Raw genomic sequence first — 24,643 nt, 5'->3', positions numbered from 1 at the left:
TTCGGTGAGGGCTTCTGCCACTCGGCACGAGCCCTCACCACCTCAGACATCGCGGGCGTGACTGGCCCACATGAGCGCGCCCGCCACCGATTGCCCCGCCAGATATGCAGGGGCCTAATACAAAGGATGCGATATGCGTAAGACGATCAGGAATCTGATGATGCCAACGGTGGCAGCCGCTGTTGTCAGTGCCGTCGTATTCGGTGTGGTCCATGAGGGAGAAACGCGCAGTACCGACGTAACGCTCAGTACCTTCGACGCCTCCGGTGACGGCCAGGCACGGGGTGACGGGCTCTCAGCCGCCGGGAACGGCAATACCAGCGGACACCCACAGCCTGGACTGTACGGGACATCTTTGAACAAGCCGTCGTCTAGCGACACGGGATGGCCCGTCCTCAAGACTGGACAGCGCAACGAGAACGTCCTGAGTGCCCAGTTGCTGCTCACCTCCAGCGGCTATCGCCTCGCCGCCGACGGAATCTACGGCCCGGCCACTGCCGCCGCAGCATCGGCGTTTCAGCGCGGGCATGGCCTCACTGTGAACGGCTCCATTGACGGACCCACCTGGAACAAAATGGTACGCACGGTCGGCCGCGGGACATCCGGCCCCGCAGTGAAGGCCGTGCAGGTCCAGCTGAACATGTACCGCAACCAGCTCGCCATCGACGGAGCGTTCGGCCCTGCCACCGCAGCCGCTGTGACGAAGTTCCAGCAAAGCCGCAGCATGACGGCCGACGGCATCGTGGGGCCGCTCACCTGGAAGAAGCTCATCAGCGGGACCGCGCTGGCCAAGCCCGGAACCCCCGCCAAGCCGGCCCCGGCTGCGCCGTCCCAGCTTTCCGAGAAGCTCACCCACGCCCAGGCCATGGCCCTGCTGCGGCCCGTCGGCATCACCACATCGTCGAGCGGCGGCTGCGACAACCGCAACAACAGGGACTGCACGAGCCTGGACGACATCCGCAGCGACTCCATCCGCGGGGTCATCGCCCTACGCAAGGCCAGCGGCTGTCCCGTCGTCATCACCGGCGGCACTGAGTACGGCATCCACGACGAGGAGATCCCGAAAGCCCACACGAAGGGTTACAAGCTCGACCTCCGCATCGACACCTGCATCACAAACTGGATCAAGAACACCCAGCGCAGGGACGGCTACCGCGAGGCCGACCCGCGTTGGAGGGGCAAGTTCAGCAACATTGCGATCGAGTACGTCTACGAGGCTCCCACGAAGGGTGCCGTCCACTGGGACATCACCTTCAACTAGGCCCGTGCTTCGCAGATCACGGGCATGTGACGGTCGTGGCTGACTCCTCCGAGGCGCTGATGCCGCCCTCAGCCGAGGGGCTTCCGCCAGGTGAACCCGGCGGAAGCCCCTCCCCCTGCCCCCAAGCCCGGTAGCGGTTCGACCGCCAACCCATGCCGACCAGATCGACATCCGCCCTCGCTACTTCAAGGCCGAAGGAGAACGATCCTCATGAACGAGTCACCTCGCTCGGGGCCCGAGCAGAGCAACCTCCCTGGCCAGCAGCCGGAATTCGGCTTCTCGCACATGCCGCCCCCGCCGAGTTACCCCCCGCAGCCTCAGATGTCGCACGGATTCGGGTATGTGCGGCAGCCGGGGTACGCCAGCGGCTCCCCGGACATGCCGCAGCGGGTCAAAGCGGCTCGCATCGTCTTGTTCCTGCTGACGGGCTTCCTGATCATTCTGGGCCTGGCTGCGCTCGCTCAGGCTGCGGCGGCACAGAGCGCACTCGATCCTTACAGCGGGTCTTCGGGGTTCATGGCACCCGCTGTTGAGGAAGCGGAGCAGAAGGCGGCAGGGCAGATGGTGGTCGCGCAGGTTTGAATGCTCTGGGGCGCCATCTACGCTGTTCTCGCGCTCGTTCTCGCCGCACGATTCGGCAAGGGAGGCAACGCCCTCCGCATCTGCACAATCGTCTACGGCGCCTGGCTCTGCGTGGTCGGCACCTTCACTCTCGGCCTCACGGCCAGCGTCGCCCCCGCAACCGGCGTCATGGCAGCCCTTGTGGAGCTGACCGCCGGTGTTCTGCTGATCGTCGTCATGGTTCAGAAGGACGGCATGGCCTGGTTCAGCCGCCCACGCCACTGAGCACAGCAGCGACGAGACCGAACCGCGTCAAGTCTTTGTCCTTCCATACCCCCTCCGGCGCGCGCCGGAGGGGTCGTCTCGGTCGGAGCAGCGCCATCAGGTCGTCCGCCATGACCGCGCCGACACCCTTCCACCGACCTGTAGGCGTGGGTGAGTTGCGACCAATCCGTCATGCGGGGTCCAATCAGGTTGATGCGCCGGCTCTGGCCGCAGTTTCATTCCCATGAGGGGTTTCGACCCAGATGATCTGGTGAATTCGCGGTGTTTCTGGATAGTTGCGTACATGGGGCCGAGGGCGGAGGGATTCGAAGTCGGCTGGCGTGATGCCGGAGGTGAGCACCGGCAGTCGCTGGCGGAGGTGGCATCGGTGGAGTTCGAGGCGGGACTGCCGGTACGCGGGTTCCCGTCGTACCGCGGGCAGCGGAATTTCCCGGGCCTGTACTGGTCGGCCACGACCGGCGGCCATGTGGGGTTCGAGTCGTGGCTAGAGCGGGATCACGCGATGCTGCTGGACTTCACACCCGAGGTGACTGGGCTGCTGTCGCAGCCGCTATGGCTGTTCTGGCAGAACGACAAGGGCAGAGCGGTCTCACACGCGCCGGACTACTTCGCGCGGTTCGAGGACGGCCGGGGGCTGCTGGTGGACTGCCGGCCTCTGGACCGGGTCGACGAGCGATCAGCGGCCAAGTTCGCGGTGACGCGCCTGGCGTGTGAAGCGGTGGGCTGGGGCTATCGGGTGGTCGGGATGGTGGACACCGTCCGGATAGCCAATGTCCGCTGGCTGGTGGGGTACCGGCACCCTCGGCACGTAACCGCCGCGGGGTTGGCCGAGCGGCTGATGGCGGTGTTCTCGGTGCCCTCGCCGCTGGTAGGACAGGCGTCTCTGCTGGGTGATCCAATTGCGGTGCTACCAGCGGTATTCCATCTGCTCTGGGCGGGGCGCCTCCGTGCGGACCTGTCGAAGCCGCTGACGGACACGACGCTGGTGTCGCGGGTGGAGGCGGAGTGAGCGGACGGGCAGCACTACGCGTCGGCGACCAGATCCGGCTCGATGAGCGGCTGCATACCGTGGTCGGTTTGTCAGGGACGCTGGTGCGGCTGGCCGACGAGGCCGGTCGGGCAAGTCTGGTGCTGCTGGCCCACCTCCTGGCTACCGAAGGCTTCGAGTTCCTTGGTCAGCGAGATGGGTCACCGGTAGTGGCGCCCTTCGCATTGCTGGACACCGTTCCGCCGCAGGAGGCGGAGAAGGCCGCCGCCTGGGAACGGCATCTGCTGGAGCTGGAATCCGGGCGACAGAGTGGTGTCGGAGCCGGGGCAGGGCCGCGGCCTGAGTACGACCCGGCCGTGCACACCCTGGATGAGCGGATCGCCGCGAAGGCTGCCGAGCTGAGCACCCTGGGCTGGAGGGTGAGCGCACGGACCGTGGAGCGGATGCGGGCCCGCTACCGCGATCAAGGGGTCTGGGGTCTGGTCGATCACCGCAAGACCCGCCTGTCCTCACCGACGGGCCGGGCCGATGAGCGGGTGGTGGCAGCCGTCGCGGACGTGCTGGCCGGGCAACTGGAGGAGTCGACCGGGACACGAGGCCGGGTGCGACGCCGGGTTGAGGCTCTGCTGGCCGAGCGGCATGGGGCCGGGGTGGTGCCGATGCCGTCGAAGACGACGTTCTACCGGCTTGTCGAGGCAGTGAGCACGGGCACGCACGCCTTCGGTTCGGCTGCCTCCCGCCGCTCCCACGCTCGGCGTCCCGAGGGGATGTTCACGCCGTCCGCAGCTTGCCGACCGGGCGAGCTGGTGCAGATCGACACGACTCCGCTGGACGTGTTGGTGATCCTGGAGGACGGGGTGAACGGTCGTCCGGAGCTGACCATCGCCGTCGATGTGGCGACCCGGACGATCTGCGCGGCGGTGCTGCGGCCGGCGGGCACCAAAGCTGTCGACGCATCGCTGCTGCTGGCGAAGATGCTGGTCCCAGAGCCGCTGCGGCCGGGCTGGCCGGAGTCCCTGGCCATGTCGGCGACGCTGATCCCGCACGCCCGGCTGCTGGACATCGACGCCCGGCTGGAACAGGCCGCCGCGAAACCGGTGATCGTCCCGGAAACCATCGGCATCGACCACGGCAAGGTGTTCGTCTCCGACACGTTCATCGCCGCCTGCCGGTCGCTGGGTGTCTCCGTCCAGCCCTCGCGGCCCGCCACTCCGACAGACAAGGCGATCGTGGAGCGGACGTTCTCTTCCATCAGCACCCTTCTCTGCCAGCATGTTTCCGGCTACACCGGTTCCAACACGGACCGCCGTGGCGCGGGTGTCGAGGCGGTCTGGACGCTCGCGGAACTCGATGACCTTCTTCAGGAATGGATCGTGGCCTGCTGGCAGCAGCGGCCGCACGACGGGCTTCGTAGTCCGTTCCTACCCGGCCGCTCGATGTCACCCAACGACGCGTACGCGCTGCTGGTGGCTCGCACCGGCTACGTCCCGCTGCCGCTGAGCGGTCTCGACTACCTCGAATTGCTTCCGGCGGTCTGGCGGTCGGTGAACGATTACGGAATCCGTATCGACCATCGCACCTACAACTGCCCGGAGTTGGCTCCGCTGCGGCGCCGCCCTTCGGGAGTGGCCGCGAAAGGCGGTCTCTGGGAGGTCCACTACGACCCCTACGACCTGTCCCAGGTCTGGGTACGCGATGCCCGCACCGGAGAGTGGATCACCGTTCCCTGGACGCACCGGCATCTGATCTCCGCACCGTTTGCGGACTTCACCTGGCGCCGGGCCCGCGACCAGCTCGCGCTGCGAGGCCAGGACGACACCAACCAAGTCACCGTCGCGGCCGTAGTCGAGCAACTCCTGGTCCGGGCGGAGTCCGGGCCGGATCGCCGTGTTGCGGCCCGCACCCGGGCGGCCCTGGAGCCCGCCAGACCCATCACGGCCCTACCTGCTCCGGCACCGGAGATCGACGACGCAGACGAGTGGGACGAGGACGAGGAAGCCGCGGCGGATACACCGTCGGTCATCCCCTTCGGCGTCTTCGACGCCTTCACCGACGGGAGCCGCCTGTGAACGAGGAACTGCCACCGGCCATCGGTAACCCGTACGCAACGCTGACCACGAAGGAAGGCTGGCGGGCCTTCGTCGAGGAACGCCCGGAGCCTCCGCCGCCGCTGGCGCCGGGCACCAAGCTGGACGCGGAGGAACTGGACTCCTACCAGGAAGCCCGGAAGGACTACCACTCCAGTTCCGTCATCGTCGCCACGCCCACGATCCGCAAGGTCGTCACCACCGGACGCAAACGGATCGTGCTCAACCGGCACCAGGTCTCCGCTCGGCGTGGGCTGATCGTGTCCGGCTCGTCCGGCACCGGCAAGACCACCGCGATCACCCAGCTCGGCAAAAACGTCGAACAGCTCATCCGGCGCCGCAACCCCGCCGTCACGGGCCAGCTGCCGGTCATCTTCGTCACCGTTCCACCGGCAGCGACCCCAAAGATGCTCGCCGGGGAGTTCGCCCGGTTCCTCGGTGTCCCTCTGCTCCACCGCATGAGCCAGGTCCAGATCACCAACGCCGTCTGCGACCTGCTCGCCCAGCTCGGCACCACCCTGGTTCTGGTCGACGAGATCCACAATCTTGACCTGACCACCCGCTACGGCGCCGAGGCATCCGACCAGCTCAAGTACCTGTCCGAGCGGATCGCGGCGACGTTCGTACTGGCCGGGCTCGAAGTCGAGAACAGCACCCTGTTCCAGGGCACGAGAGGAGCACAGATCGCAGGCCGGTACTCCGTCATCCCCTCCCAGCCCTTCAGGCGGAGCAACTGCCAGAGCCTCGAAGAATGGCAGTCGGTGATCGGCACACTGGAGGAGTCACTGCGGCTGCACCGCCACCGCCCCGGCACGCTCCTGGCGCTCGACGCCTACCTGCACGAACGCACCAGCGGCCTGATCGGCAGTCTCTCCCAGCTCGTCCGGGAGGCGGCTATCGAAGCGATCGACAGCGGGGCCGAAAGGATCACCAAGCGCCTCCTCGACTCGGTCGAGCTCGACCACACCGTCGAACAGGCCAGGACCAAGAAGGCCGTCATAAAACGGGCACGCAGAACGAAGGCGGCCTGAAGTCCGTGAAGCCCTGGGAAGAACCCGTCCGGCTCCTGCCCGTCCCGCTTCCTCCGATCCGCGGCGAGGTCCTGGGCTGCTACCTGCACCGTCTTGCCGAAGCGAACCACACCACTCCGCCCCTGCTCGGGCAGTACCTCAGCCCTCACTCCCACATCTACTTCACCCGCCGCCCCGACCCCCTGCGGCACTGGACACCCACCGCGCTGCCCAGGCTCGCGGCCATGACCGGCGTCCCGGCCGAGACACTGGACCGGTCCTTGCCCGCCTTCGCCCGCCTCGTGGCACGGGCGGACGGCACCGGCCCGACCGGTCACGCTCATTACGACCTCCATGTCGCCTGCCGGCACTGCATGAAGGGACGAAGAATCACCGAACCCGTGCTGACCCACCGTGACCCGAGCACCCGGCTCTGCCTCAAGCACGCCATCTGGCTCGACGGCGTATGCCACTACTACGTCGGCCATCTCGTGGGGCTCGTCGAGGCTCAACGACAGCACGTCAGGCTGGCACGTCGGTTCCCCGACACCATCGACGCGGCCACCAAGGAAGCGGCGAAACTCACCCGCTCCTGGCTGGTGGCGGGATACCAGCCAGGGCTCAGACGCCGCTGGCGCGAACGGCTGGAAGACCTTCCCCACGAAGCGTCCCGTTACAGCAGCGTGCTGCGCTACCGCTATGACGAACGGGAAAGCATCGTGACCTACCCCGAGTTCGTCAGCATCCTCGGGATCATCGCCGACCCCAGATGGCGAGCCCTCCGCATCCATCGCAAGTCCGGCATCGCCTTCGAGAGACACCAAGAGACCATTGCTGCGATCTACATCGAAGCCGAACGGCGGCTCTCCATCCACACACTCCGCGAGATGCCCGACGCACGCCACGCCCTCCGCAACGATCCATTGTTCCGCTGGACCGACGCCCGGGGCAGGGGACGGTTCGAGTCCGAAGAGGAGCCACACACGGCTCCCTGATGTCCCAGTCAACCTGGAGGAAGCAAGGTCAGGGCCGCACTCCGCCGCCACCCCTATGCGGACTATCCGAGCTTGTTTCGCTCACCGAATTCCACCGCCACATCGGCCGGGACACTGGGGCTGCACGGAGCCCCAACGGATCTGGCAAACCGCAGATCAGGGCTGCCGACCTCCGCCAGATCTACCTGGAACGGACAGCAGCACACGTAGGTGCACGACGGCTGTCGTCGTCCGGGCCCGGCCTGCGTGCCCGGATGCTCTTTGGTCCGGTTCCGCGAGTCACCGGGAAGCGGCGTTGTCGGTGGGCTCTGCCAGGGTGTGCGGCGTGGACGAACTGGTGGAGCGTGTCGACGGTCAGGATCGTGTGCTGGGGGTGGTCGGCCGTCGCGAGGCCGTCCGGGAGGGTTGGCTGCATCGGGTCGCCGTGACGGTGTGCCGTGATGAGCGCGGCCGGATCCTCGTCCACCGGCGGTCGGAACAGGTATCGCGCTTCCCCGGTCTCTATGAGGTCGAGGTCGGTGGCGCCGCAAATGTCGGCGAGTCCTATGAACAGGCCGCCGCGCGGGAGCTGGCCGAAGAGCTGGGCATGCGCGCGCTGCCGCGCCTGCTGTTCACGTTCATCAACCGCAGCGGCTTGAGCCCTCACTGGCTCGGCGTGCACGAAGCCGTGGTGCCGGACGCCGTGGTCCCCGACCCCGGTGAAGTCGCCTGGCACGGCTGGCTGACCGAGCCGGAGCTGCGGTCGGCCCTGCTGGAGTGGCGCTTCACCCCCGACAGCCACGAAGCCTTCAGCCGGTATCTCGCGTTCCGGACCGCGCAGCCCTGATCCTGCCCGCCACCCGGGCCGCGCCACCCGTACGCCCCACGAGCTACTGGACGAGGCCGGCCTCGCGCACGGCACGCCGTTCCACCTCGCCCGCAGCCTCGGCGGCGAAGGCCGGCGGCCCGGCTCCCGGCCGACGAGGAGGGGCGGGCGGTGCCGGCCCCGTACGACGAGGCGTTCCGGGTGACGGCCCACAAGTCGTCCTACGAGTTCCGGGCGCGGGCGGACCGGCAGGCCCCGGTGGCCGCGCCCGACGCCCCGTGGCGCTCCCCGTACGGCCTGCCCCGCGCGCCGCGCGTCCGCGGCCCAGGCGGTCCCGGCAGGACGTTGGCGGTCCCGGCAGGACGTTCCTACGCGGGCGGCGCCGAGGCCGCCCCGCGCGCGGCCGCCCCCTCCAGCCCCGACCGCAGTTGCGCGAAGCCGCGTTCGGCCGCCTCGACCGCCTCGCCGTACAGCCCGTCCGCCGTCGCGCCCTCGCTGATGCGGCGCCAGTTCTCCGAGGCCAGGATGCGCTGGACCGCGATGATCTGGCCCGCCGCCAGGCGGTCGGGAACGCTTCCGCCGAGGGCCCGGGCGAGGGCGTCCTCCGAACGGCTCAGGTAGGCGTGGAGGCGGGCCACCAGGGACGGGGTGCCGTAGAGGAGCGCGTGGTACGCCAGCACCTCCGGCGCGTCGCACAGGCCGGTGATCGGGTCGCGGCGCTCCAGGCCGTCCAGGAAGTGGGCCCTCAGCGCGGCCAGGGGGGACGTACCGGACGGCCGCGCGGCGACCACGCGCGCGGCCTCGTCCTCGTGGTCGGCGAACCGGTGCAGGGCCAGGTCCTCCTTGGCCGGGAAGTACCGGAAGAGCGTCGGCTTGGAGATGTCCGCGGCCGCCGCGATCTCCGCCACCGACACCTTGTCGAAGCCACGCCGGAGGAACAGGGCGATCGCCGCGTCGGAGACCGCCTGGTACGTCAGCTGCTTCTTCCGCTCCCGCAGGCTCATCGGCGCGAGCCCGTCCGCCGACCCGTCCCACCTGGCCTTCTCTGCGCTCATGACCCTGAAGCGTACGCCCTTGCCCTCAAGCGGACTTGAGCCCTCCGCTCCGCCGGCCCCCTTCGCTCAGAACACGTCCGGGCACCAGGCCCGCCGCGCCGCCCGGAACACCGCGTCCGCCTTCGCCGCCGCGCCCGGGGCCGGCTCCTCCACCCTGCCCAGTGCCGCCAGCCGCAGGACCGATTCATCACCCAGCCAGAGCGTCCCCAGCTCCCGCACGTCCATCGCCAGGTCGGCCGAGCGCGTGGTGGGCGTGCAGGTGGCCCCGTCCGGTGAGGCGTCCAGGTGGAAGCGGCCCGCCGCGAGGCCCGCTTCGTCACGGATCTCCAGCACCAGGGAGCCCGGCACCGCGTAGGTGCGGGCCTCCAGGGCGCGTACGACGTCCAGGACGCGCACCCACAGGAAGTCCGCCTGGGTCACCACACGCGCCGCGCGCGGGTCCGGCAGCAGCAGCGGGAGCAGGTCGTCGGCGGGGCGGTGGCCGGTACGGATCGTGGAGATCCAGTCCACCGAGCACAGGAAGTGCCACAGCGCCCGCTCCGCCGCCGGGGTCACCGCGATCATGTCGCGCACCTTCGCACCGTTCAGCGGCTGCTTGGCGTCGCCCCACTTGTCGTCGGCGCGGTAGATCAGGAGACCGTCGACCGTGCCGTCGGCGCCCCGGTACACGGCGTAGAAGGGTTCGGTCCAGTGGTCGGCGGGGAAGGGCCGCTGCCCCGTGGTCACGTCCCACCAGCGGGCGCCACGGCTCACCGCACCGTGCTGCCGGGCCCGCAGCCGGTCGTGCAGGGCGGGCCCCAGCTTCAGCACCTCCGCGCCGTCCACCAGGTCGATCCGGCCGCCGTCGCCGTCCGCCGGCACCCGGCGGTGCGGGTCGAGGCCCGTGCGGTGGACGTCGATCTCCCACTGGGTGGTCCAGGCCGCCGGGCCGAATCCGTACCGCCCGTAGATCGGGTACTCGGCGGCGATCAGCGTCGCCGCCACGTCACCGCGCTCCTTCGCCGCCGCCAGGTCCGCGGCCATCAGCCGCGAGAGCAGGCCCCGGCGGCGGTGGGTCGGCGAGACGGTGACGTTGGTGACCGCGTCGGTGGGCACCGTGGCACCGCCGACCGTCGTCAGCTCCTGCGCGAACGAGCGGAACGTCGCCACACACCGCCCCGCGTCGAACGCCCCCCACGTGCGCGAGAGGTCCATGTACGCCATGCGCCCGGTCACCTCCTCCTCCGGCGGCGTGGGCGGCCGGAGGAATCCGGTGTTCAGGGCGCGCAGCCAGTCGGGGAACTCGGACGGGGTGACAGGGCGGAGATCCAGGGCGTTCATCCGCCCCACGCTAGGCAGCACGCCGCCGGATGTCGCCTGGTTTTGACGGCCGTACGCGCGGGAAGAGCCGGGGATCAGAACGCCGCCCGGATCTCCCCCACCTCCGCCGCCCCGCCCAGCAGCGGCGCCCGGCCGATCCGGGACACCACCGGGGCGTCGATCCCGAGCAGCCCCAGCGCGCGGGCCAGGACCGGGCCCAGCGCCCGGGTCGAACCGTCGTCGATCTTGAAGGCCAGCGCCCTGCCGTCCGCCAGGGCAACCGCCTGGACGGCCTCGGCGCCCATCTTGGACAGCGTGCCGGGCACCTCCCGCATCAGCCAGGTGTCGGGGCGCCGCGTGCCCGCCACGTACTCCGGGTGCGTGCGCATCGCGTCCGCCACCCGGCGCTCCGCCGTACCCGGCTCCGCCGTGACGAAACCGCGGAACGCCCGCGCGAGCCCCACCAGCGAGAGGGCCATCAGCGGCGCCCCGCAGCCGTCCGTGCCGACGGCGGCGACCTCTTCGCCCGCGGCCTCCTCGACGACCTGGTGGACGAGCTGCTGGAGGGGGTGCGCCGGGTCCAGGTAGCCGGCCATGTCCCAGCCGTTGTGCGCACAGGCGGCGAGCATCGCCGCGTGCTTGCCGGAGCAGTTCATCGTGATCCGCTCGCGCACGTGGCCGGCGGCGAGGTACGTCTCCGCCTCGACCGGGTCGAGCGGCAGGTCCGGCGGGGTCTGCAGGTCCTCGGGCGACAGCCCGTGCTCGGTGAGCATCTTGCGTACGAGATCGAGGTGGAAGCCCTCACCGGAATGACTCGCGGCGGCCAGCGCCAGCCGCTCCCCGGAGAGATCGAGCCCGGCCCGCAGCAACGCCGCGGCCTGCATCGGCTTGTTGGAGGAGCGCGGGAAGACCGGCGCCGCCGGGTCTCCCAGGGCCAGCTCCACGCTGCCGTCGGCGGCCAGCACGACCAGCGAGCCCCGGTGGTGCCCCTCGGTGAAGCCGGACCGCACGACCTCGGCCAGTACGGGCAGGCCGGGGGCCCGGTCGGATATGGCGGGGGTGCGGGCTGCGCTGGAGGTCATGGTGGCCTTCCGGGGACGGACGGGACCCACCCCCGGAAGGGTCGCCTCAGGTGAGCAGGTCGTCTACTTGTGCTTCCCCGTCACGGTACCTGCGGGCGATCTCCGCGCCGCAACCGTCCGCCGTGCGCTGGAGCCGGTGCCGGCGCCGGGAGACCTGCTGTTCGTAGCGGACCAGGCGCCCCATCGCGGTGTGCAGCTCCTCGTCCGTCCGGGCGTCGAGGTCGGACAGCTCGACCTCGGCGAGCGTCTCGGCCGCGAGCCTGCGGTACTCGTCACTGCGCGGCGTGGACAGCGTGACGTGCCGGGCGGAGGAGCGCTGCAGGGACGGGGCGTCGGCGAGGATCTCCGACAGCCGGTCCACCACCGGCGACTCGGGGTCCCGGCGCCGGGCCAGCTCGGCCCGCAGGATGTCGATCCGCCCCTGGACGAGCCGTCGTACATAGCTGAGGTCGGCCTCGTCGCGCTGCGCGTCGCGGCGCAGGGTGCGCAGTTCCGGCAGGCTCAGGGCGCGCAGCTCGGGCCGGACTCCGTCGCCGGGGTCGTCGCCCTGCCCGGTCCGCTGTACGGGCGGGCGCATGGTGCTGATACTCGTACCGGTACCGGTGTTGCCGCTGACGCCGGGGCGCGCGACCGGCACTGCGCCCGGGGACTGCCCGGTTCCATGGGTGCTCATGCTTGTGTCCATCCCCTCGACCGGTGCGTCGGCGCACCGCCTCCCGAGCATGGTGCCACCCCGAGGGCCCAAGTGAGGTTGCTCTGTACCCGTTCGGCCCAAGATAGGTTGGTCTGTATGCGTGCAGTGGTACAGAGGGTGGATGGTGCGAGCGTCACGGTTGCGGACGCCGCGGACGGCGACGGGGCTTCCCGGATCGTCGGTGAAATAGTCGGCGAGGGCCTGTGCGTGCTGGTGGGGGTGACCCACGAGGACACCCCGGAGAAGGCGGCGCAGCTCGCCCGGAAGCTCTGGTCGGTCCGCATTCTGGAGGGCGAGAAGTCCTGTTCGGATGTGAATGCGCCGCTTCTGGTGATTTCGCAGTTCACTCTCTACGGGGACGCCCGGAAGGGCCGCCGGCCCACCTGGAACGCCGCCGCGCCCGGCGAGGTCGCCGAGCCGCTGGTCGACGAGGTGGTGGCGCGGCTGCGGGCGCTCGGGGCGACGGTGGAGACGGGCCGGTTCGGGGCGGACATGCGCGTCTCGCTCACGAACCACGGCCCGTTCACCGTCGTCATCGAGGTCTGAGCCCCGTTCCCCGGATTCTTACGGCTCGACGACCGTCTCCTGGGCCGCCGCCGTGTCCCCCGCGAGCAGCTCCGCGTCGACCGCCACGTTCCGCTTCACCAGGGCCAGCGCGATCGGCCCGAGCTCGTGGTGGCGGACGGAGGTGGTGATGAACCCCAGCTGGCGGCCCTCGGGCCCGTCGGACGCGAGCCGGACCGGGGTGCCGGGGCCGGGCAGCACGACCTCGCTGCCGTCCAGGTGCAGGAAGACCAGGCGGCGGGGCGGCTTGCCCAGGTTGTGCACCCGGGCGACGGTCTCCTGACCCCGGTAGCAGCCCTTCTGGAGGTGGACGGCGACGCCGATCAGGCCCAGCTCGTGCGGGATGGTGCGGTGGTCGGTCTCGAAGCCGAGCCGCGGCCGGTGGGCCTCCACCCGCAGCGCCTCGTGGGCCAGCACCCCGGCGAGCGGGCCGTGCCCGGCCGCGTACGCCTCCAGGTCGGCGCGGGGCAGGAACAGGTCGCGGCCGTGCGGTGTCTCACGCACGACGGCCCCGTCCGGCACCTCGGCGATCGAACCGGCCGGGAGGTACACCACCGCGTAGTCCTCGGTGCGGTCGGCGACCTCGACCCGGTAGAAGAACTTCATCGACTCCAGGTAGGCGATGAGGTCGCCCTGCGTACCCGGTTCGACGTGCATCCACACGCTCTCGCCGTCGTCCACGAGGTACAGGGCGTGCTCGATGTGCCCGTTCGCGCTGAGGATCAGGGCCTCGGTGGCCTGGCCCGGGGCGAGTGCGGTGACGTGCTGGGTGATCAGGAGGTGCAGCCAGGCCAGCCGGTCGCTCCCGGTGACGGTGACGACGCCGCGGTGCGAGAGGTCGACCAGGCCCGAACCGTCGGCGAGGGCGCGCTGCTCGCGGAACAGGTCGCCGTAGTGCGCGGCGACGCCTTCGTCGCGGCCCTCGGCGGGGACGGCACCGGGCAGGGACAGCAGGGGGCTCTTCATGCGACCAGCCTACGACTGGTTTTCAGGCCCCGGCCGCCGGTGCGGGGCCGCCCGCCGGACCGTCGGTGTCCGCGTCCTTCTTCTCCGCCTTCGCCGTGCAGCCGGCGCAGCGGCCGAAGATCGCGAAGTGCTTCATGTCCGTCTCGAAGCCGAACGCCCCGCGCAGCTTCTCGGTGAACTCCGCGACGACGCTCACATCGGCCTCGATCACGTCCGCGCAGTCCCGGCACACCAGGTGGATGTGGTGGTGGCGGTCGGCCAGGTGGTACGTCGGGGCGCCGTGGCCCAGATGGGCGTGGCTGACCAGCTCCAGCTCCTCCAGGAGCTCCAGCGTCCGGTAGACCGTCGAGATGTTCACGCCCGACGCGGTCCGGCGGACCTCGGCGAGGATGTCGTCGGGCGTCGCGTGTTCGAGCGTGTCGACGGCTTCCAGGACGAGCTGGCGCTGCGGCGTCAGCCGGTAACCGCGCTGCCGGAGATCGGTCTTCCAGTCGGTGCTCACCACAGCCCCAGTGTAGGTCCGGGCGGGATGGCTACTCGGCGAAAACGACGGCTACTTGAAAAAGGCGATCCCGTCGTCCGGCAGGTCACCGAGGCTCTTGGCCATCGCCTCGACCTCCTCGGGCGTGACGGTCTTCTTCAGGTGCGCCGACATGTACGGCCGCAGCTCGACCTCGGGCGTCGCCTTCTCGCCGACCCACATCAGGTCGCTGTTCACGTAGCCGTAGAGCCGCTTGCCACCGCTGTACGGGCCGGAGGCCGCGGTCCGGGCCACCGCGTCGGTGACCAGGTCGATCTGCGGCTTCTTGTCGGCCAGCTCGCCGTACCAGATCTCGATGACGCCCTGGTCGCGGGCCATGACGACCTCGACCTTGCGCTCCTTGTCGATGCGCCAGTAGCCGGTCTCGGTCTCCAGCGGCTTGGACTTGTTGCCGTCGGCGTCGAGGACCCAGGAGTGCGAGGTGTACTCCAGGAAGTCCCGGCCGTCGTGGCTGAAGGTGACTTCCTGGCCGAAGTTGCACTTCTCGGCGCCCGGGAAGTCGGAGACTCCCGCGCCCACCCAGTTGCCCAGGAGGAAGGCCAGCGGGACGAGGTCCGGGTGGAGGTCGGACGGGATCTCGATCATGAGCGGCTCAGTCGATCTGTGAGGCGGGAGGCGGGGAACGCCGGGAACAAGGAGGGGGTCAGCGCTGACCCTGGTACAGCTTCTTCACGGTCACGCCGGCGAAGGCGAGAACGCCGACGCAGACCAGGACCAGCAGGGCGGAGAAGAATGCCTCAAGCACGGGGGCTCCTCGAACGAGCGGTTTGGCGGCAGTACAGGGCAGTACAGGACCGGGCCCCAGCCTAATGGGTGGGGCCCGGTGTCGCCGTTCCGGGGCGGGTCGGCCCAGGAACCGGTTCTGCGGGACGAGCGTCCGGCGGAACGGCACGCGGGGCGTCCCGGCGGCGTCCTCGCGGGACCGGACGACCAGGGCGACCGGATCCCCCGCGACCACGTACCCCGCCCGCACCTGCGCGGCACGAAGGGCTTCGGCTCGCTGAAGACGTGCGAGGCGGTGTTCTCCGCCTTCCCGCCGCGCGTTGGGTGTTGAGCGCGCGGGAGGCATCGGATGCGTACCCGGTTGCGGGGGCGCCGATTACAGTTCCGTACATGCCGAAGAAGCTCGTGATCAAGGTGACCGCAGGTGCCGACTCCGCCGAGCGCTGCTCGCAGGCGTTCACCGTGGCGGCGGTGGCCGTCGCCAGCGGGGTGGAGGTTTCGCTCTGGCTGACCGGGGAATCGGCGTGGTTCGCGTTGCCGGGCCGCGCCGCCGAGTTCGAACTGCCGCACGCCGCGCCGCTGCCGGACCTGATCGAGTCGATCCAGGCGGGCGGCCGGATCACGCTGTGCACGCAGTGCGCGGCCCGGCGCGACATCACCGAGGCGGACGTCCTGGAGGGCGTCCGGATCGCCGGGGCCCAGGTCTTCGTCAGCGAGGTCATGGCCGACGGCGTGCAGGCGCTCGTCTACTGAGAACCCTCCTCAGCCGCGCCGTTTCCTGCCGTCCAGCTCCTCCCACCAGGCGTCGGACTCCGGATCGCCGGTGGCACCGTCCTTGCCGGACCGCGTGTCATCGGCCGGAGGCCCCTGCCGCGCGCCGGGCTCGTCCCACCAGCGGTCCTCCGGCCCCTTGCGGTTGCCGACCATCGCCGCTACGGGCGGGATCACCATCGCGACCACGCACATCGCGATGGCGGCGGGCATCGACCAGAGCCTCACGAAGGCCCAGGCCGAGACGAAGAGGACGAGGCATACGCCCATCAGCACGAAGTAGGCGCGCCGGCGTCGGCGGTACATGAATCCAGCGTAGGCCCGATCGGCCCACTCGGCCGGTCCGGAGAAGCGGAGTCCGCGTCCGGGCAGCGCGAAGGGCCGTACCCGCGCCAGGTAAGCGTCCAGTCCCCCTGGGGTACGGCCCTCCGGCCGGTCATCGGCTGTCGCCGACGGCGGTCCTAGACGGCGATGGCCACCTCGGCGAGGCCACCGGTCTGCGCGACGACCGTGCGGTCGGCGCTGCCACCGGGGACGAGCGCACGGACGGTCCAGGTGCCCTCGGCCGCGTAGAAGCGGAACTGGCCGGTCGCCGAGGTCGGGACCTCGGCGGTGAACTCGCCGGTCGAGTCCAGCAGGCGGACGTAGCCGGTGACGGGCTCGCCGTCGCGGGTCACGCTGCCCTGGATGGTGGTCTCACCGGGCTTGATCGTCGAAGCGTCGGGGCCGCCGGCCTTTGCTCCACACATGGTGTTCAGTCCTTCTGGTCGGGGTGTCCTGGTCGGAAGCGGGCCGGCCTGCGCCGGCCCGGTGGCGCGGGGCCTACTTGTTGGCGCCGAGCTCGATCGGCACGCCGACGAGGGAGCCGTACTCGGTCCACGAACCGTCGTAGTTCTTGACGTTCTCCTGGCCGAGGAGCTGGTGCAGCACGAACCAGGTGAGCGCGGAGCGCTCGCCGATGCGGCAGTAGGCGATGGTGTCCTTCGACAGGTCGACCTGCTCGGCCTCGTAGAGGGCGCGCAGCTCGTCGTCCGACTTGAAGGTGCCGTCGTCGTTGGCGTTCTTCGACCACGGGATGTTGCGGGCGGTCGGCACGTGGCCGGGGCGCTGCGACTGCTCCTGCGGGAGGTGGGCCGGGGCGAGCAGCTTGCCGCTGAACTCGTCGGGCGACCGCACGTCGACCAGGTTCTGGGTGCCGATGGCCTTCACGACGTCGTCGCGGTAGGCGCGGATCGACTCGTCCTGCGGCTGGGCCTTGTACTGCGTGGCCGGGCGGGACGGGACCTGGTCGCCGTCGACGAGGTCGCGGGAGTCGAGCTCCCACTTCTTGCGGCCGCCGTCGAGCAGGCGGACGTCCTGGTGGCCGTAGAGCTTGAAGTACCAGAACGCGTAGGACGCGAACCAGTTGTTGTTGCCGCCGTAGAGGACGACCGTGGTGTCGTTGGCGATGCCCTTCGTGGACAGCAGCGCCTCGAAGCCGGCCTGGTCGATGAAGTCGCGGCGGACCGGGTCCTGGAGGTCCTTGGTCCAGTCGATCCGGATCGCGTTCTTGATGTGGTTCTTCTCGTACGCGGAGGTGTCCTCGTCGACCTCGACGATGGCGACCTGCGGGTCGTCGATGTGGGCCTCGACCCAGTCGGCGTCTACCAGGACGTCACTGCGGCTCATTGTGTTTCTCCTCCGGGGCAGTCTGCGGCGAGATGGTGCACGGGGCGTGCGTGATGCGGATGTACGGGGCGCGGGCCGGGCCTCGCGGGCACAGGCGACATGCGGGACGGCCCCGACGTGCGGTCGAAGGGCCTGGGAACGCGGGAAACCGGGCGTCCCGCTCAGACAGTGCGACAGAGCATGGCGGCGACGCGGCACAGGTCCACTGCCCGCCGCTTCGTGAGATCCGCCCGTCCCCCCTGAGGGAGACCGCCAATAGAGCACTGCATGGGACCGATCGTAGGGACGTACGGGCGGACATGTCACCGGCGTGTCGCATCCTGAGACAGGATCGTCCGCAATGCGGAATGGAGGCCGGTGCGGAAAGGGTCCGGCGCCGCCGCGCGAGATGCCGGGACCCCCGGTCATCTGCGGACCGGACCAGACCGTCTCACTATGTGGCCGGCCCCTCGATTCCCGTCCGGGTCCTGCCCGCTCGCGGGCCCGGTCACCCCGCCAGGCGCACGTCGGTGCCGGTCACCGAGATCTCCAGTCCGCCGGCGGTCGGCTGGATCCTCTCCAGCTTCAGGCCGTTCGGCAGTCCGCCGACCTCGCGCTCGAAGTCGGTCTTCCCGCGGACCAGCTTCTCCAGACCGGGGATGCCCTCGCCCGGCACCTTGTCCGCGTGGACGCGGACGGTGTGGCCGTCGACCAGGGTGACGGTGGACAGGACGCTGCGCGAGACCGTGCGCCCCAGGACGTCGACCGCCCCGGTCACCTTCACCTTGCCCTTGCCGCCGTACTCGACCGCGACGCCGTCGCTGGCGGCCTCGGTCAGGTCCTCGTACGAGATGACGGCCGTCCCCGTGGCACGGGCGGCGGTGGCGCCGGAGAAGCCGTCGGTCAGGCGCACGTCGCGCAGGTCGGCGTCCATGGTGGAGATCCGCAGCGCGCGACCGGCGGCGTGGGTCTCGATGTCGGTGATCTTCACGTGGACCTCGTCGAGCTCCGATCCGGCGACCTGGGTGAGGAACGGAAAGCCCTTGACGGAGACGTCGGTGGAGCCGATCTGCGCGCCGGGCACCTTCACCCGGTCCTCGGCCTGCGACTCGGCGACGTACACCGCCACCCGGTCCACGGCGACGAACACCACCACCAGGATCGCCAAGACGACGGCCGATATTCGCAGTGCACGCATGCCTGTCCTTCCCCACCCTGCCGTCCGTACGGACCCCCGGGGCCCGCGGGCCTCCTGCCGGCCGCACGGCACGTCCCCCGCGTGATCGACGAGCGAAAGCCCCCCAACGGTTCCCCGTGGAGGGCTTCGCCATGCCGATGAACCGGTACGGATCCGAGCGGTGCGGGACTACGCCAGTACGCGGCCCAGCAGGTAGACGGCCGGCGCGGCCGCGGTGAGCGGCAGGGCGACACCCGCCGTCATGTGCACGAAGCGTGACGGGTAGTCATAGCTCGCCACCCGCAGCCCGATCAGCGCGCAGACCCCGGCGGCGAGGCCGAGCAGCGCGCCCTTCGCGCCCAGGTCGGTGGCGGCGCCCGCCAGCGCTCCCGCCCCCGCCGCGACGACCGCCGCCGCCACGGCCGAGACCGGCCCCGGCAGGGGCAGCGCCCGTACGAGCACGGCGCCGGCGACGGCGACCGCGCCCACCGTCACGGCGTCCGGGACGGCCGCGAGGTGCCCGGCCGCCAGCACCGCGAGCGCGGCGGAGGCGACGGTGGCCATCAGGCCCTGCATCCGCTCGTCGGCGCCGGCCCGGCTGCGCAGCTGGAGGACCACGGTCAGCAGCACCCAGACGCCGAGCGTGCCGATGATCGCGGCCGGACCGTTCTCCCGGCCCGCCGCCAGCAGCGCCGCGTCGGCGACCACGCCGCCGGCGAACGCCAGCGCGATGCCCTGCCGGGCCGGCCACATGCCGTTGAGCCGGAACCAGCCCGCCGCCGTCACCGCCTGGAGCAGCACCAGCGGCACGGCCAGCGCGTACGGACCGATCGCCGCGCCGAGCGCCAGCAGCAGCCCGAGCGCCGCGGTGAGCGCGGCCGGCTGGATTCCCGGCGCGATGATCGGGGAACGCCCCTCGGCCCGGGCGCGCTGCGCGTCGGTGACGCGGGCGTTGCCCAGGGTCGTGGGCGCGCCGTACCCCTCGGCGTCGGCCGGTCCGGCGGGCGCGGGGGCGGGCTCGGGTTCCGTGTGGACCTCGGGCGGCAGCGGGTAGGAGCCGGTGCCGGGGGCGGCGGTGTGCTCCGGAAGCCGGGGCGCGCTGCCGGCGGCGTCGCCGGGGGCCGAGGGCGTGGCCGGGCCGGACGGGACGGACGGCTGGTACTGGGTGTCCCAGGTCTGGCCCTGCCAGGTCTGGGTGGCGCCCTGGTCCGGCTGCCCGGCCGAGGGGTCCGGGTACCCCTGCCCGCCGTACGCGGGGCCGCCGTGGGACGGGTCGCCGTACGCCTGCCGCGGGTACGCGTTCTGCTGCGGGTGGCCGTACTGCTCCTGCGGGTGGCCGTACTGCTGCGGGTGGCCGTACTGCTGCGGGTGGCCGTACTGCTGCGGATCCTGCGCGTACCCGTACGGGGGCTGCTGGTCCTGCCCGTGCGCGTACTGCTGCGGGTCCTGGCCGTGCGCGTACGGGGACTGCTGGTCCTGCCCGTAGCCGTACTGCGGCCGCTGGTCCGGGCCCGGGTGGTACGGATGCTGCTGATCGTCGCTCATGTGCTGCGGTTCACCCTCCTGCGAACGGCGGGAGCACCTCGACCGTGCCGCCCTCGGCAAGGCGTACGGTCTCATGGCTCCGGGTCCCGACGGGGTCGCCGTCGACGAGGAACGAACACCTTCGCAGTACGCGGCTCAGCTCGCCGGGGTGCCGCTCGCGCACCGCGTCGAGCGCCTCCCTGAGGGTCGCGGCGGCGTACGGCTCCTCCGCGGTCCCGGCCGCGGCCTTGGCGGCTGCCCAGTAACGGATCGTTCCCGCAGGCATGGCGGCGCTCCTTTCGTTCCGTTCGGTCGGTGCCGGTTCGGGGGACACCGGCTGCCCATCATGGTTCACCGCTCCACCGCCCAGTCGGCGATGCGGGTGAGCAAGGTCTCGTCGGCCGCGTTCTCCGCGTGCCCCATGCCGCGCTCCAGCCACAGGTCCGCCGCGTCGCCCGCGGCGGCGGCCAGCATGCGCGGGTGGTCGAGCGGGAAGTACGGGTCCCGGTCGCCGTGCACGATCAACAGGGGGGCCGGGGCGATCAGGGCGGCGGCCTCGACCGGGGAGAGCGGGACCGGGTCCCACTCGTCGTGATGGATGCGGGTGCGGAAGCCGTACCGGCCCACCAGCCGCCCGGCGGGCCGGGTCACCATCCAGTGCAGACGGCGCATCGGAGCCGTCCCCCGGTAGTACCAGCGCGCGGGAGCGCTCACGGACACCACCGCGTCCGCGTGTGCCCCCGTACGCGCCCCTGTGCGCCCCACGTGCTCCGCAACGTTCCCGTCGCTGCCCCGGCCCCCGCCGTCCGCCGCCCGGTCCGCGTACAGCGCACCGTGCCGCAGCACCACCGAGCCGCCCATCGAGAAGCCGACCGTCACCACCCGCCGGTGTCCGAGCGAACGCGCCCAGGCGACCGCCGCCGCCAGGTCCAGCACCTCGCGGTCGCCCACCGTGGACAGCCCGCCCGACCTGCCGTGACCCCGGAAGGAGAAGGTCACCACCGCCGCGCGCCGGGAGAACGTCCGCACGGCCCGTCGCACCGCCGGGCGGTCCACCGAACCGGTGAATCCGTGCGCGACGACGAACGCCGTATCCGTGCCGTCATCTGCCGTACACGGGTCGTACACCGCCTCGATCCAGGTCCCGTCATCCGCCCGCAACACGGCCCGGGACGGACCGCGCGTGACCGAGCGAACAGCGGAATCCGGAATTCTCCCCTCGGACACAGAACTCATGTGGGTTATTCTCCTGTGAAGAGGATCCGGGCAGAGCAGCCCCCGGGTCCTTTTGTGCTTTCCGGGCGTTGTTACGGCAACGTTTCGACAAGCTCAGCGGAACACCAGCGTACGAAGCAGAGCCGCATACTCCCCCGGGGCCGACCTGGGAGTGCCCCTCTCGCAGGGAACGAGGAGGACCGACGTCATGGGCGAGCCAACCGTGCACGATCACCGACCGACGAACAGGGCAGGTGGGCGGCGATGAGTTCCCTGCTGCTCCTGACCAATGCCCTCCAGCCGTCGACGGAGGTGCTCCCCGCCCTCGGCCTCCTGCTGCACAGCGTGCGCGTGGCACCCGCCGAGGGCCCCGCACTCGTCGACACCCCGGGTGCCGACGTCATCCTCGTGGACGGGCGCCGCGACCTGCCCCAGGTCCGCTCGCTCTGTCAGCTGCTGCGGTCCACCGGACCCGGCTGCCCGCTGATCCTCGTCGTCACGGAGGGCGGGCTCGCGGCCGTCACCGCGGACTGGGGCATCGACGACGTGCTGCTGGACACCGCGGGTCCCGCCGAGGTCGAGGCGCGGCTGCGGCTGGCGACCGGCCGGCAGCAGATCACCGCCGACGACTCCCCGATGGAGATCCGCAACGGCGACCTCTCGGTCGACGAGGCGACCTACAGCGCGAAACTCAAGGGCCGGGTCCTGGACCTCACCTTCAAGGAATTCGAACTGCTGAAATACCTCGCCCAGCACCCGGGCCGGGTGTTCACCCGCGCCCAGCTGCTCCAGGAGGTCTGGGGCTACGACTACTTCGGCGGTACGCGGACGGTCGACGTGCACGTACGGCGGCTGCGCGCCAAGCTCGGCCCCGAGCACGAGTCGCTGATCGGCACCGTGCGGAACGTGGGCTACCGCTTCGTCGCCCCGGAGAAGGTCGAGCGCGCGGCCGAGGAGGCCAAGGCGGCCGCGCGGGAGGTCACCCGTTCGGAGCAGCCGACCGTTGCCGAGGTCACGGAAGAAGCCCCGGTCCGGCCTGCCAAGAGGTAGTTCCATCCGCGTAGACTGCCGCGCGTGGCCAAGGTGACGCGGGACGATGTGGCGAGACTGGCGGGGACGTCGACCGCGGTGGTCAGTTACGTCATCAACAACGGACCCCGGCCGGTCGCCCCGGCCACGCGCGAGCGGGTGCTCGCCGCGATCAAGGAGCTGGGCTACCGGCCCGACCGGGTCGCCCAGGCGATGGCCTCGCGGCGGACCGATCTCATAGGGATGATCGTGCCGGACGCCCGGCAGCCGTTCTTCGCGGAGATGGCGCACGCGGTCGAACAGGCCGCGGCCGAGCGCGGGAAAATGGTCCTCGTCGGCAACTCCGACTACCGCGACGAACGCGAGGTCCACTACCTGCGGGCCTTCCTCGGCATGCGGGTCTCCGGTCTGATCCTGGTCAGCCAGGGCCCCAGCGAGCGCGCGGCCGCGGAGATAGAGGCGTGGGACGCCCGGGTCGTACTGCTGCACGAGCGGCCCGAGGCGATCGACGACGTCGCGGTCGTCACGGACGACGTCGGCGGCGCCCAGCTCGCCACCCGCCACCTGCTGGAACACGGCAACGCGTACGTGGCGTGCCTCGGCGGCATGGAGTCGACCCCGGCCGTCGGCGACCCGGTCGCCGACCACGTCGAGGGCTGGCGCCGCGCGATGCACGAGTCGGGCCGCTCCACGGAGGGCCGCCTCTTCCAGGCCCCGTACAACCGTTACGACGCCTACCGGGTGGCCCTGGAGCTGCTCGCAGGACCGGACAGGCCGCCGGCCATCTTCTGCACCACGGACGACCAGGCCATCGGCGTGCTGCGGGCCGCGCGCGAACTGCGCATCGACGTGCCGGGCGAGCTGGCCGTGGCCGGCTTCGACGACGTGAAGGAAGCCGGTCTGACCGATCCGCCGCTCACCACGGTCTTCTCGGACCGCCCGGCGATGGCCCGGGCGGCGGTGGACCTGGTGCTCGACGACTCGCTGCGGGTGGCGGGGTCGCGGCGGGAGCGGCTGAAGCAGTTCCCGTCGGCGCTCGTGGTCCGCCGCTCGTGCGGCTGCGGGGAGCCGGCGGGACGCACGCTGCCGTAGGGGCACCCTTTACATCGGGCATACGCGGTTCTGCCGGGCTTCTCAGGGCGCCCTCACGCTCCTCTCATCTTGGCCGGACAGTCTCATAGACATGACAGAGAGCCAGCGCCCGAGCGGCGAGTACCCGATGTACCCCTCGTACGGCAACGGCGACCCGGCCTACCCGCCACCGCCGTCATACCAGCCGGTCCGGCCGGTGCCGATGGGCGCCGGGACCACCGTGTGGCCCGCCCCCGTCCCGGCCGACGCGCACTACGGCGGGGCCGGCGGCGGTGACGGCCTGTACGGTCACGGCCCCGCGCAGCCCGGCGCCGAGCCGCCCGCCGCCCGGCGCCGGGTCCGCAGGCCGGTCGCGCTCCTCGCGGCGGTGGCCATCGCGGCGGCGATCATCGGCGGCGGCACGGCGACGGTGATCGGCAGGCTCACCGACGACGGCACGGCCACCGCCGCCGGGGGCGGCATCGTCCCGGGCACCACCGTCTCGCAGAGCAGCAAGGGCACGGTGGCCGGTGTGGCCGCGGCCCTCTCTCCGACGATCGTGGAGATCGGCGCGACCTCGACGGCCGGTCAGTCGACCGGGTCCGGCGTGGTCATCACGTCCGACGGCGAGATCGTCACCAACAACCACGTCATCGCGGGCGCCTCGCAGATCAAGGTCACGCTGAGCACCGGCAAGACGTACACCGCCGACGTCGTCGGCACCGACGCCGACAAGGACCTCGCCCTGATCAGGCTCCAGGGCGCGAGCGGCCTGAAGACGGCCACCCTCGGCGACTCCTCCGGGGTCGCCGTCGGCGACGAGGTCGTCGCGATCGGCTCGCCCGAGGGACTGACCGGCACCGTCACGAGCGGCATCGTCTCCGCCCTCGACCGCGACGTCACGGTCGCCAAGGACGGCGACAGCGGTCAGGAGCAGGAGCAGCAGGGCGGCGGCCGGCAGTGGCCGTTCCAGTTCGGCGGACAGCAGTTCAACGGCGACACCGGCGAGTCCACCACCACGTACAAGGCCATCCAGACCGACGCCTCCCTCAACCCGGGCAACTCCGGCGGCGCGCTGATCAACATGGACGGCGAGATCATCGGCATCAACTCGGCCATGTACTCGGCGAGCTCGGCCAGCGGCTCGGACAGCTCGAGCGCGGGCAGTGTCGGCCTCGGCTTCGCGATCCCGGTGAACACCCTGAAGGCCGACCTCGACACCCTGCGGGCCGGGAACGGTTCCTGAGCGGACGGGGCTGAGAAACTGGGGCCCGCCCGCACCGAACGAGAAGA

The 24,643-nt window shown here is 71.0% G+C and carries 29 protein-coding genes; 14 read left to right on the top strand and 15 right to left on the bottom strand.

Annotation, left to right across the window (positions count from 1 at the left end):
- Nucleotides 1–133 precede the first annotated feature (133 nt).
- From ABZ564_RS11280 to ABZ564_RS11245, 8 genes are all read left to right on the top strand, one after another.
- Nucleotides 134–1,261: a peptidoglycan-binding protein gene (locus ABZ564_RS11280; protein ID WP_360853247.1), complete on the top strand. Its 1,128-nt coding sequence runs from the start codon at nucleotides 134–136 to the stop codon at nucleotides 1,259–1,261.
- A 210-nt stretch (nucleotides 1,262–1,471) separates the two neighbouring features.
- A complete protein-coding gene (locus ABZ564_RS11275; RefSeq protein WP_360853244.1) occupies nucleotides 1,472–1,843 on the top strand; it encodes a hypothetical protein in 372 nt (123 codons plus the stop codon).
- Nucleotides 1,844–2,107 carry a hypothetical protein gene (locus tag ABZ564_RS11270; protein WP_360853240.1) on the top strand — a complete coding sequence of 88 codons (264 nt, stop codon included), beginning with the start codon at nucleotides 1,844–1,846 and terminating at the stop codon, nucleotides 2,105–2,107.
- A 283-nt stretch (nucleotides 2,108–2,390) separates the two neighbouring features.
- Complete coding sequence (locus ABZ564_RS11265) at nucleotides 2,391–3,116, top strand: TnsA-like heteromeric transposase endonuclease subunit (RefSeq protein WP_360853237.1); 726 nt, start codon at nucleotides 2,391–2,393, stop codon at nucleotides 3,114–3,116.
- Nucleotides 3,113–5,164 (top strand): Mu transposase C-terminal domain-containing protein, encoded by a 2,052-nt coding sequence (locus tag ABZ564_RS11260; RefSeq protein WP_360853234.1) that lies wholly within the window; start codon nucleotides 3,113–3,115, stop codon nucleotides 5,162–5,164. Before ABZ564_RS11265 ends, ABZ564_RS11260 begins: the two co-directional genes overlap by 4 nt.
- Nucleotides 5,161–6,213, top strand: a complete 1,053-nt coding sequence (locus tag ABZ564_RS11255) for an ATP-binding protein (RefSeq protein WP_360853230.1) — start codon at nucleotides 5,161–5,163, stop codon at nucleotides 6,211–6,213. The genes ABZ564_RS11260 and ABZ564_RS11255 overlap by 4 nt, the downstream gene beginning before the upstream one ends.
- 5 nt (nucleotides 6,214–6,218) lie before the next feature.
- Nucleotides 6,219–7,187, top strand: coding sequence for a TniQ family protein (locus ABZ564_RS11250; protein ID WP_360853227.1), 969 nt, complete (start codon nucleotides 6,219–6,221; stop codon nucleotides 7,185–7,187).
- Nucleotides 7,188–7,503: 316 nt separating this feature from the next.
- Complete coding sequence (locus tag ABZ564_RS11245) at nucleotides 7,504–8,013, top strand: NUDIX domain-containing protein (protein WP_360853486.1); 510 nt, start codon at nucleotides 7,504–7,506, stop codon at nucleotides 8,011–8,013.
- A 347-nt stretch (nucleotides 8,014–8,360) separates the two neighbouring features.
- Here ABZ564_RS11245 and ABZ564_RS11240 read toward each other — a convergent pair whose 3' ends face one another.
- From ABZ564_RS11240 to ABZ564_RS11225, 4 genes are all read right to left on the bottom strand, one after another.
- Entirely contained in the window at nucleotides 8,361–9,047 is a 687-nt protein-coding gene (locus ABZ564_RS11240; RefSeq protein ID WP_360853224.1) for a TetR family transcriptional regulator, read from the bottom strand.
- Nucleotides 9,048–9,113: 66 nt separating this feature from the next.
- Nucleotides 9,114–10,367 carry a GNAT family N-acetyltransferase gene (locus tag ABZ564_RS11235; RefSeq protein ID WP_360853221.1) on the bottom strand — a complete coding sequence of 418 codons (1,254 nt, stop codon included), beginning with the start codon at nucleotides 10,365–10,367 and terminating at the stop codon, nucleotides 9,114–9,116.
- Between the two features lie 74 nt (nucleotides 10,368–10,441).
- On the bottom strand, nucleotides 10,442–11,428 hold the full coding sequence (locus tag ABZ564_RS11230) for an asparaginase (RefSeq protein ID WP_360853219.1): 987 nt from the start codon (nucleotides 11,426–11,428) through the stop codon (nucleotides 10,442–10,444).
- Nucleotides 11,429–11,474: 46 nt separating this feature from the next.
- Nucleotides 11,475–12,101 (bottom strand): ABC transporter substrate-binding protein, encoded by a 627-nt coding sequence (locus ABZ564_RS11225; protein ID WP_360853216.1) that lies wholly within the window; start codon nucleotides 12,099–12,101, stop codon nucleotides 11,475–11,477.
- A gap of 117 nt (nucleotides 12,102–12,218) precedes the next feature.
- Here ABZ564_RS11225 and dtd point away from each other — a divergent pair, with 117 nt between their 5' ends.
- Nucleotides 12,219–12,668 (top strand): D-aminoacyl-tRNA deacylase, encoded by a 450-nt coding sequence (gene dtd / locus ABZ564_RS11220; protein ID WP_360853213.1) that lies wholly within the window; start codon nucleotides 12,219–12,221, stop codon nucleotides 12,666–12,668.
- Between the two features lie 18 nt (nucleotides 12,669–12,686).
- Here dtd and ABZ564_RS11215 read toward each other — a convergent pair whose 3' ends face one another.
- Genes ABZ564_RS11215 through ABZ564_RS11205 form a run of 3 tightly spaced genes read right to left on the bottom strand, consistent with a single transcriptional unit; the run spans nucleotide 12,687 to nucleotide 14,778 of the window.
- Nucleotides 12,687–13,652, bottom strand: a complete 966-nt coding sequence (locus ABZ564_RS11215; protein ID WP_360853210.1) for a folate-binding protein — start codon at nucleotides 13,650–13,652, stop codon at nucleotides 12,687–12,689.
- A gap of 22 nt (nucleotides 13,653–13,674) precedes the next feature.
- On the bottom strand, nucleotides 13,675–14,157 hold the full coding sequence (locus tag ABZ564_RS11210; RefSeq protein WP_360853207.1) for a transcriptional repressor: 483 nt from the start codon (nucleotides 14,155–14,157) through the stop codon (nucleotides 13,675–13,677).
- A gap of 48 nt (nucleotides 14,158–14,205) precedes the next feature.
- Complete coding sequence (locus ABZ564_RS11205; protein ID WP_360853204.1) at nucleotides 14,206–14,778, bottom strand: FABP family protein; 573 nt, start codon at nucleotides 14,776–14,778, stop codon at nucleotides 14,206–14,208.
- A 238-nt stretch (nucleotides 14,779–15,016) separates the two neighbouring features.
- On the opposite strand from ABZ564_RS11205, the gene ABZ564_RS11200 reads away from it, so the two are divergent.
- Together ABZ564_RS11200 and ABZ564_RS11195 are read left to right on the top strand one after the other, a co-directional pair.
- Nucleotides 15,017–15,247, top strand: a complete 231-nt coding sequence (locus ABZ564_RS11200; RefSeq protein ID WP_360853201.1) for a hypothetical protein — start codon at nucleotides 15,017–15,019, stop codon at nucleotides 15,245–15,247.
- A 59-nt stretch (nucleotides 15,248–15,306) separates the two neighbouring features.
- Nucleotides 15,307–15,669, top strand: a complete 363-nt coding sequence (locus ABZ564_RS11195) for a DsrE family protein (RefSeq protein ID WP_360853198.1) — start codon at nucleotides 15,307–15,309, stop codon at nucleotides 15,667–15,669.
- Between the two features lie 9 nt (nucleotides 15,670–15,678).
- Here ABZ564_RS11195 and ABZ564_RS11190 read toward each other — a convergent pair whose 3' ends face one another.
- From ABZ564_RS11190 to ABZ564_RS11155, 8 genes are all read right to left on the bottom strand, one after another.
- Nucleotides 15,679–15,993 (bottom strand): DUF3099 domain-containing protein, encoded by a 315-nt coding sequence (locus ABZ564_RS11190; RefSeq protein WP_360853195.1) that lies wholly within the window; start codon nucleotides 15,991–15,993, stop codon nucleotides 15,679–15,681.
- A gap of 155 nt (nucleotides 15,994–16,148) precedes the next feature.
- On the bottom strand, nucleotides 16,149–16,436 hold the full coding sequence (locus ABZ564_RS11185; RefSeq protein WP_018519671.1) for a DUF1416 domain-containing protein: 288 nt from the start codon (nucleotides 16,434–16,436) through the stop codon (nucleotides 16,149–16,151).
- A 73-nt stretch (nucleotides 16,437–16,509) separates the two neighbouring features.
- Nucleotides 16,510–17,355, bottom strand: coding sequence for a sulfurtransferase (locus tag ABZ564_RS11180; RefSeq protein WP_360853190.1), 846 nt, complete (start codon nucleotides 17,353–17,355; stop codon nucleotides 16,510–16,512).
- Between the two features lie 161 nt (nucleotides 17,356–17,516).
- Nucleotides 17,517–17,624 (bottom strand): putative leader peptide, encoded by a 108-nt coding sequence (locus ABZ564_RS11175; protein WP_360853187.1) that lies wholly within the window; start codon nucleotides 17,622–17,624, stop codon nucleotides 17,517–17,519.
- Nucleotides 17,625–17,842: 218 nt separating this feature from the next.
- Entirely contained in the window at nucleotides 17,843–18,532 is a 690-nt protein-coding gene (locus ABZ564_RS11170) for a DUF2993 domain-containing protein (protein ID WP_360853184.1), read from the bottom strand.
- 168 nt (nucleotides 18,533–18,700) lie between these two features.
- The gene (locus ABZ564_RS11165; RefSeq protein ID WP_360853181.1) at nucleotides 18,701–20,056 is read right to left on the bottom strand and encodes a hypothetical protein; all 1,356 of its coding nucleotides are present in this window, start codon (nucleotides 20,054–20,056) and stop codon (nucleotides 18,701–18,703) included.
- A gap of 10 nt (nucleotides 20,057–20,066) precedes the next feature.
- On the bottom strand, nucleotides 20,067–20,321 hold the full coding sequence (locus ABZ564_RS11160; RefSeq protein WP_360853178.1) for a MoaD/ThiS family protein: 255 nt from the start codon (nucleotides 20,319–20,321) through the stop codon (nucleotides 20,067–20,069).
- Nucleotides 20,322–20,386: 65 nt separating this feature from the next.
- Nucleotides 20,387–21,271 carry an alpha/beta fold hydrolase gene (locus ABZ564_RS11155; RefSeq protein ID WP_360853175.1) on the bottom strand — a complete coding sequence of 295 codons (885 nt, stop codon included), beginning with the start codon at nucleotides 21,269–21,271 and terminating at the stop codon, nucleotides 20,387–20,389.
- 243 nt (nucleotides 21,272–21,514) lie between these two features.
- Between ABZ564_RS11155 and ABZ564_RS11150 the strand changes: the two genes are divergently transcribed.
- The 3 genes from ABZ564_RS11150 (at nucleotide 21,515) to ABZ564_RS11140 (ending at nucleotide 24,596) form a co-directional block, all read left to right on the top strand.
- Nucleotides 21,515–22,300 carry a response regulator transcription factor gene (locus tag ABZ564_RS11150; protein WP_360853172.1) on the top strand — a complete coding sequence of 262 codons (786 nt, stop codon included), beginning with the start codon at nucleotides 21,515–21,517 and terminating at the stop codon, nucleotides 22,298–22,300.
- 24 nt (nucleotides 22,301–22,324) lie between these two features.
- A complete protein-coding gene (locus ABZ564_RS11145) occupies nucleotides 22,325–23,371 on the top strand; it encodes a LacI family DNA-binding transcriptional regulator (RefSeq protein WP_360853169.1) in 1,047 nt (348 codons plus the stop codon).
- A gap of 91 nt (nucleotides 23,372–23,462) precedes the next feature.
- Nucleotides 23,463–24,596 carry a trypsin-like peptidase domain-containing protein gene (locus tag ABZ564_RS11140; RefSeq protein ID WP_360853166.1) on the top strand — a complete coding sequence of 378 codons (1,134 nt, stop codon included), beginning with the start codon at nucleotides 23,463–23,465 and terminating at the stop codon, nucleotides 24,594–24,596.
- The last annotated feature ends 47 nt before the right edge of the window (nucleotides 24,597–24,643 follow it).

The organism is Streptomyces sp. NPDC019224, from assembly GCF_040632605.1.
Classification (GTDB): domain Bacteria; phylum Actinomycetota; class Actinomycetes; order Streptomycetales; family Streptomycetaceae; genus Streptomyces.
This window is presented reverse-complemented; position numbering and strand designations above follow the sequence as displayed.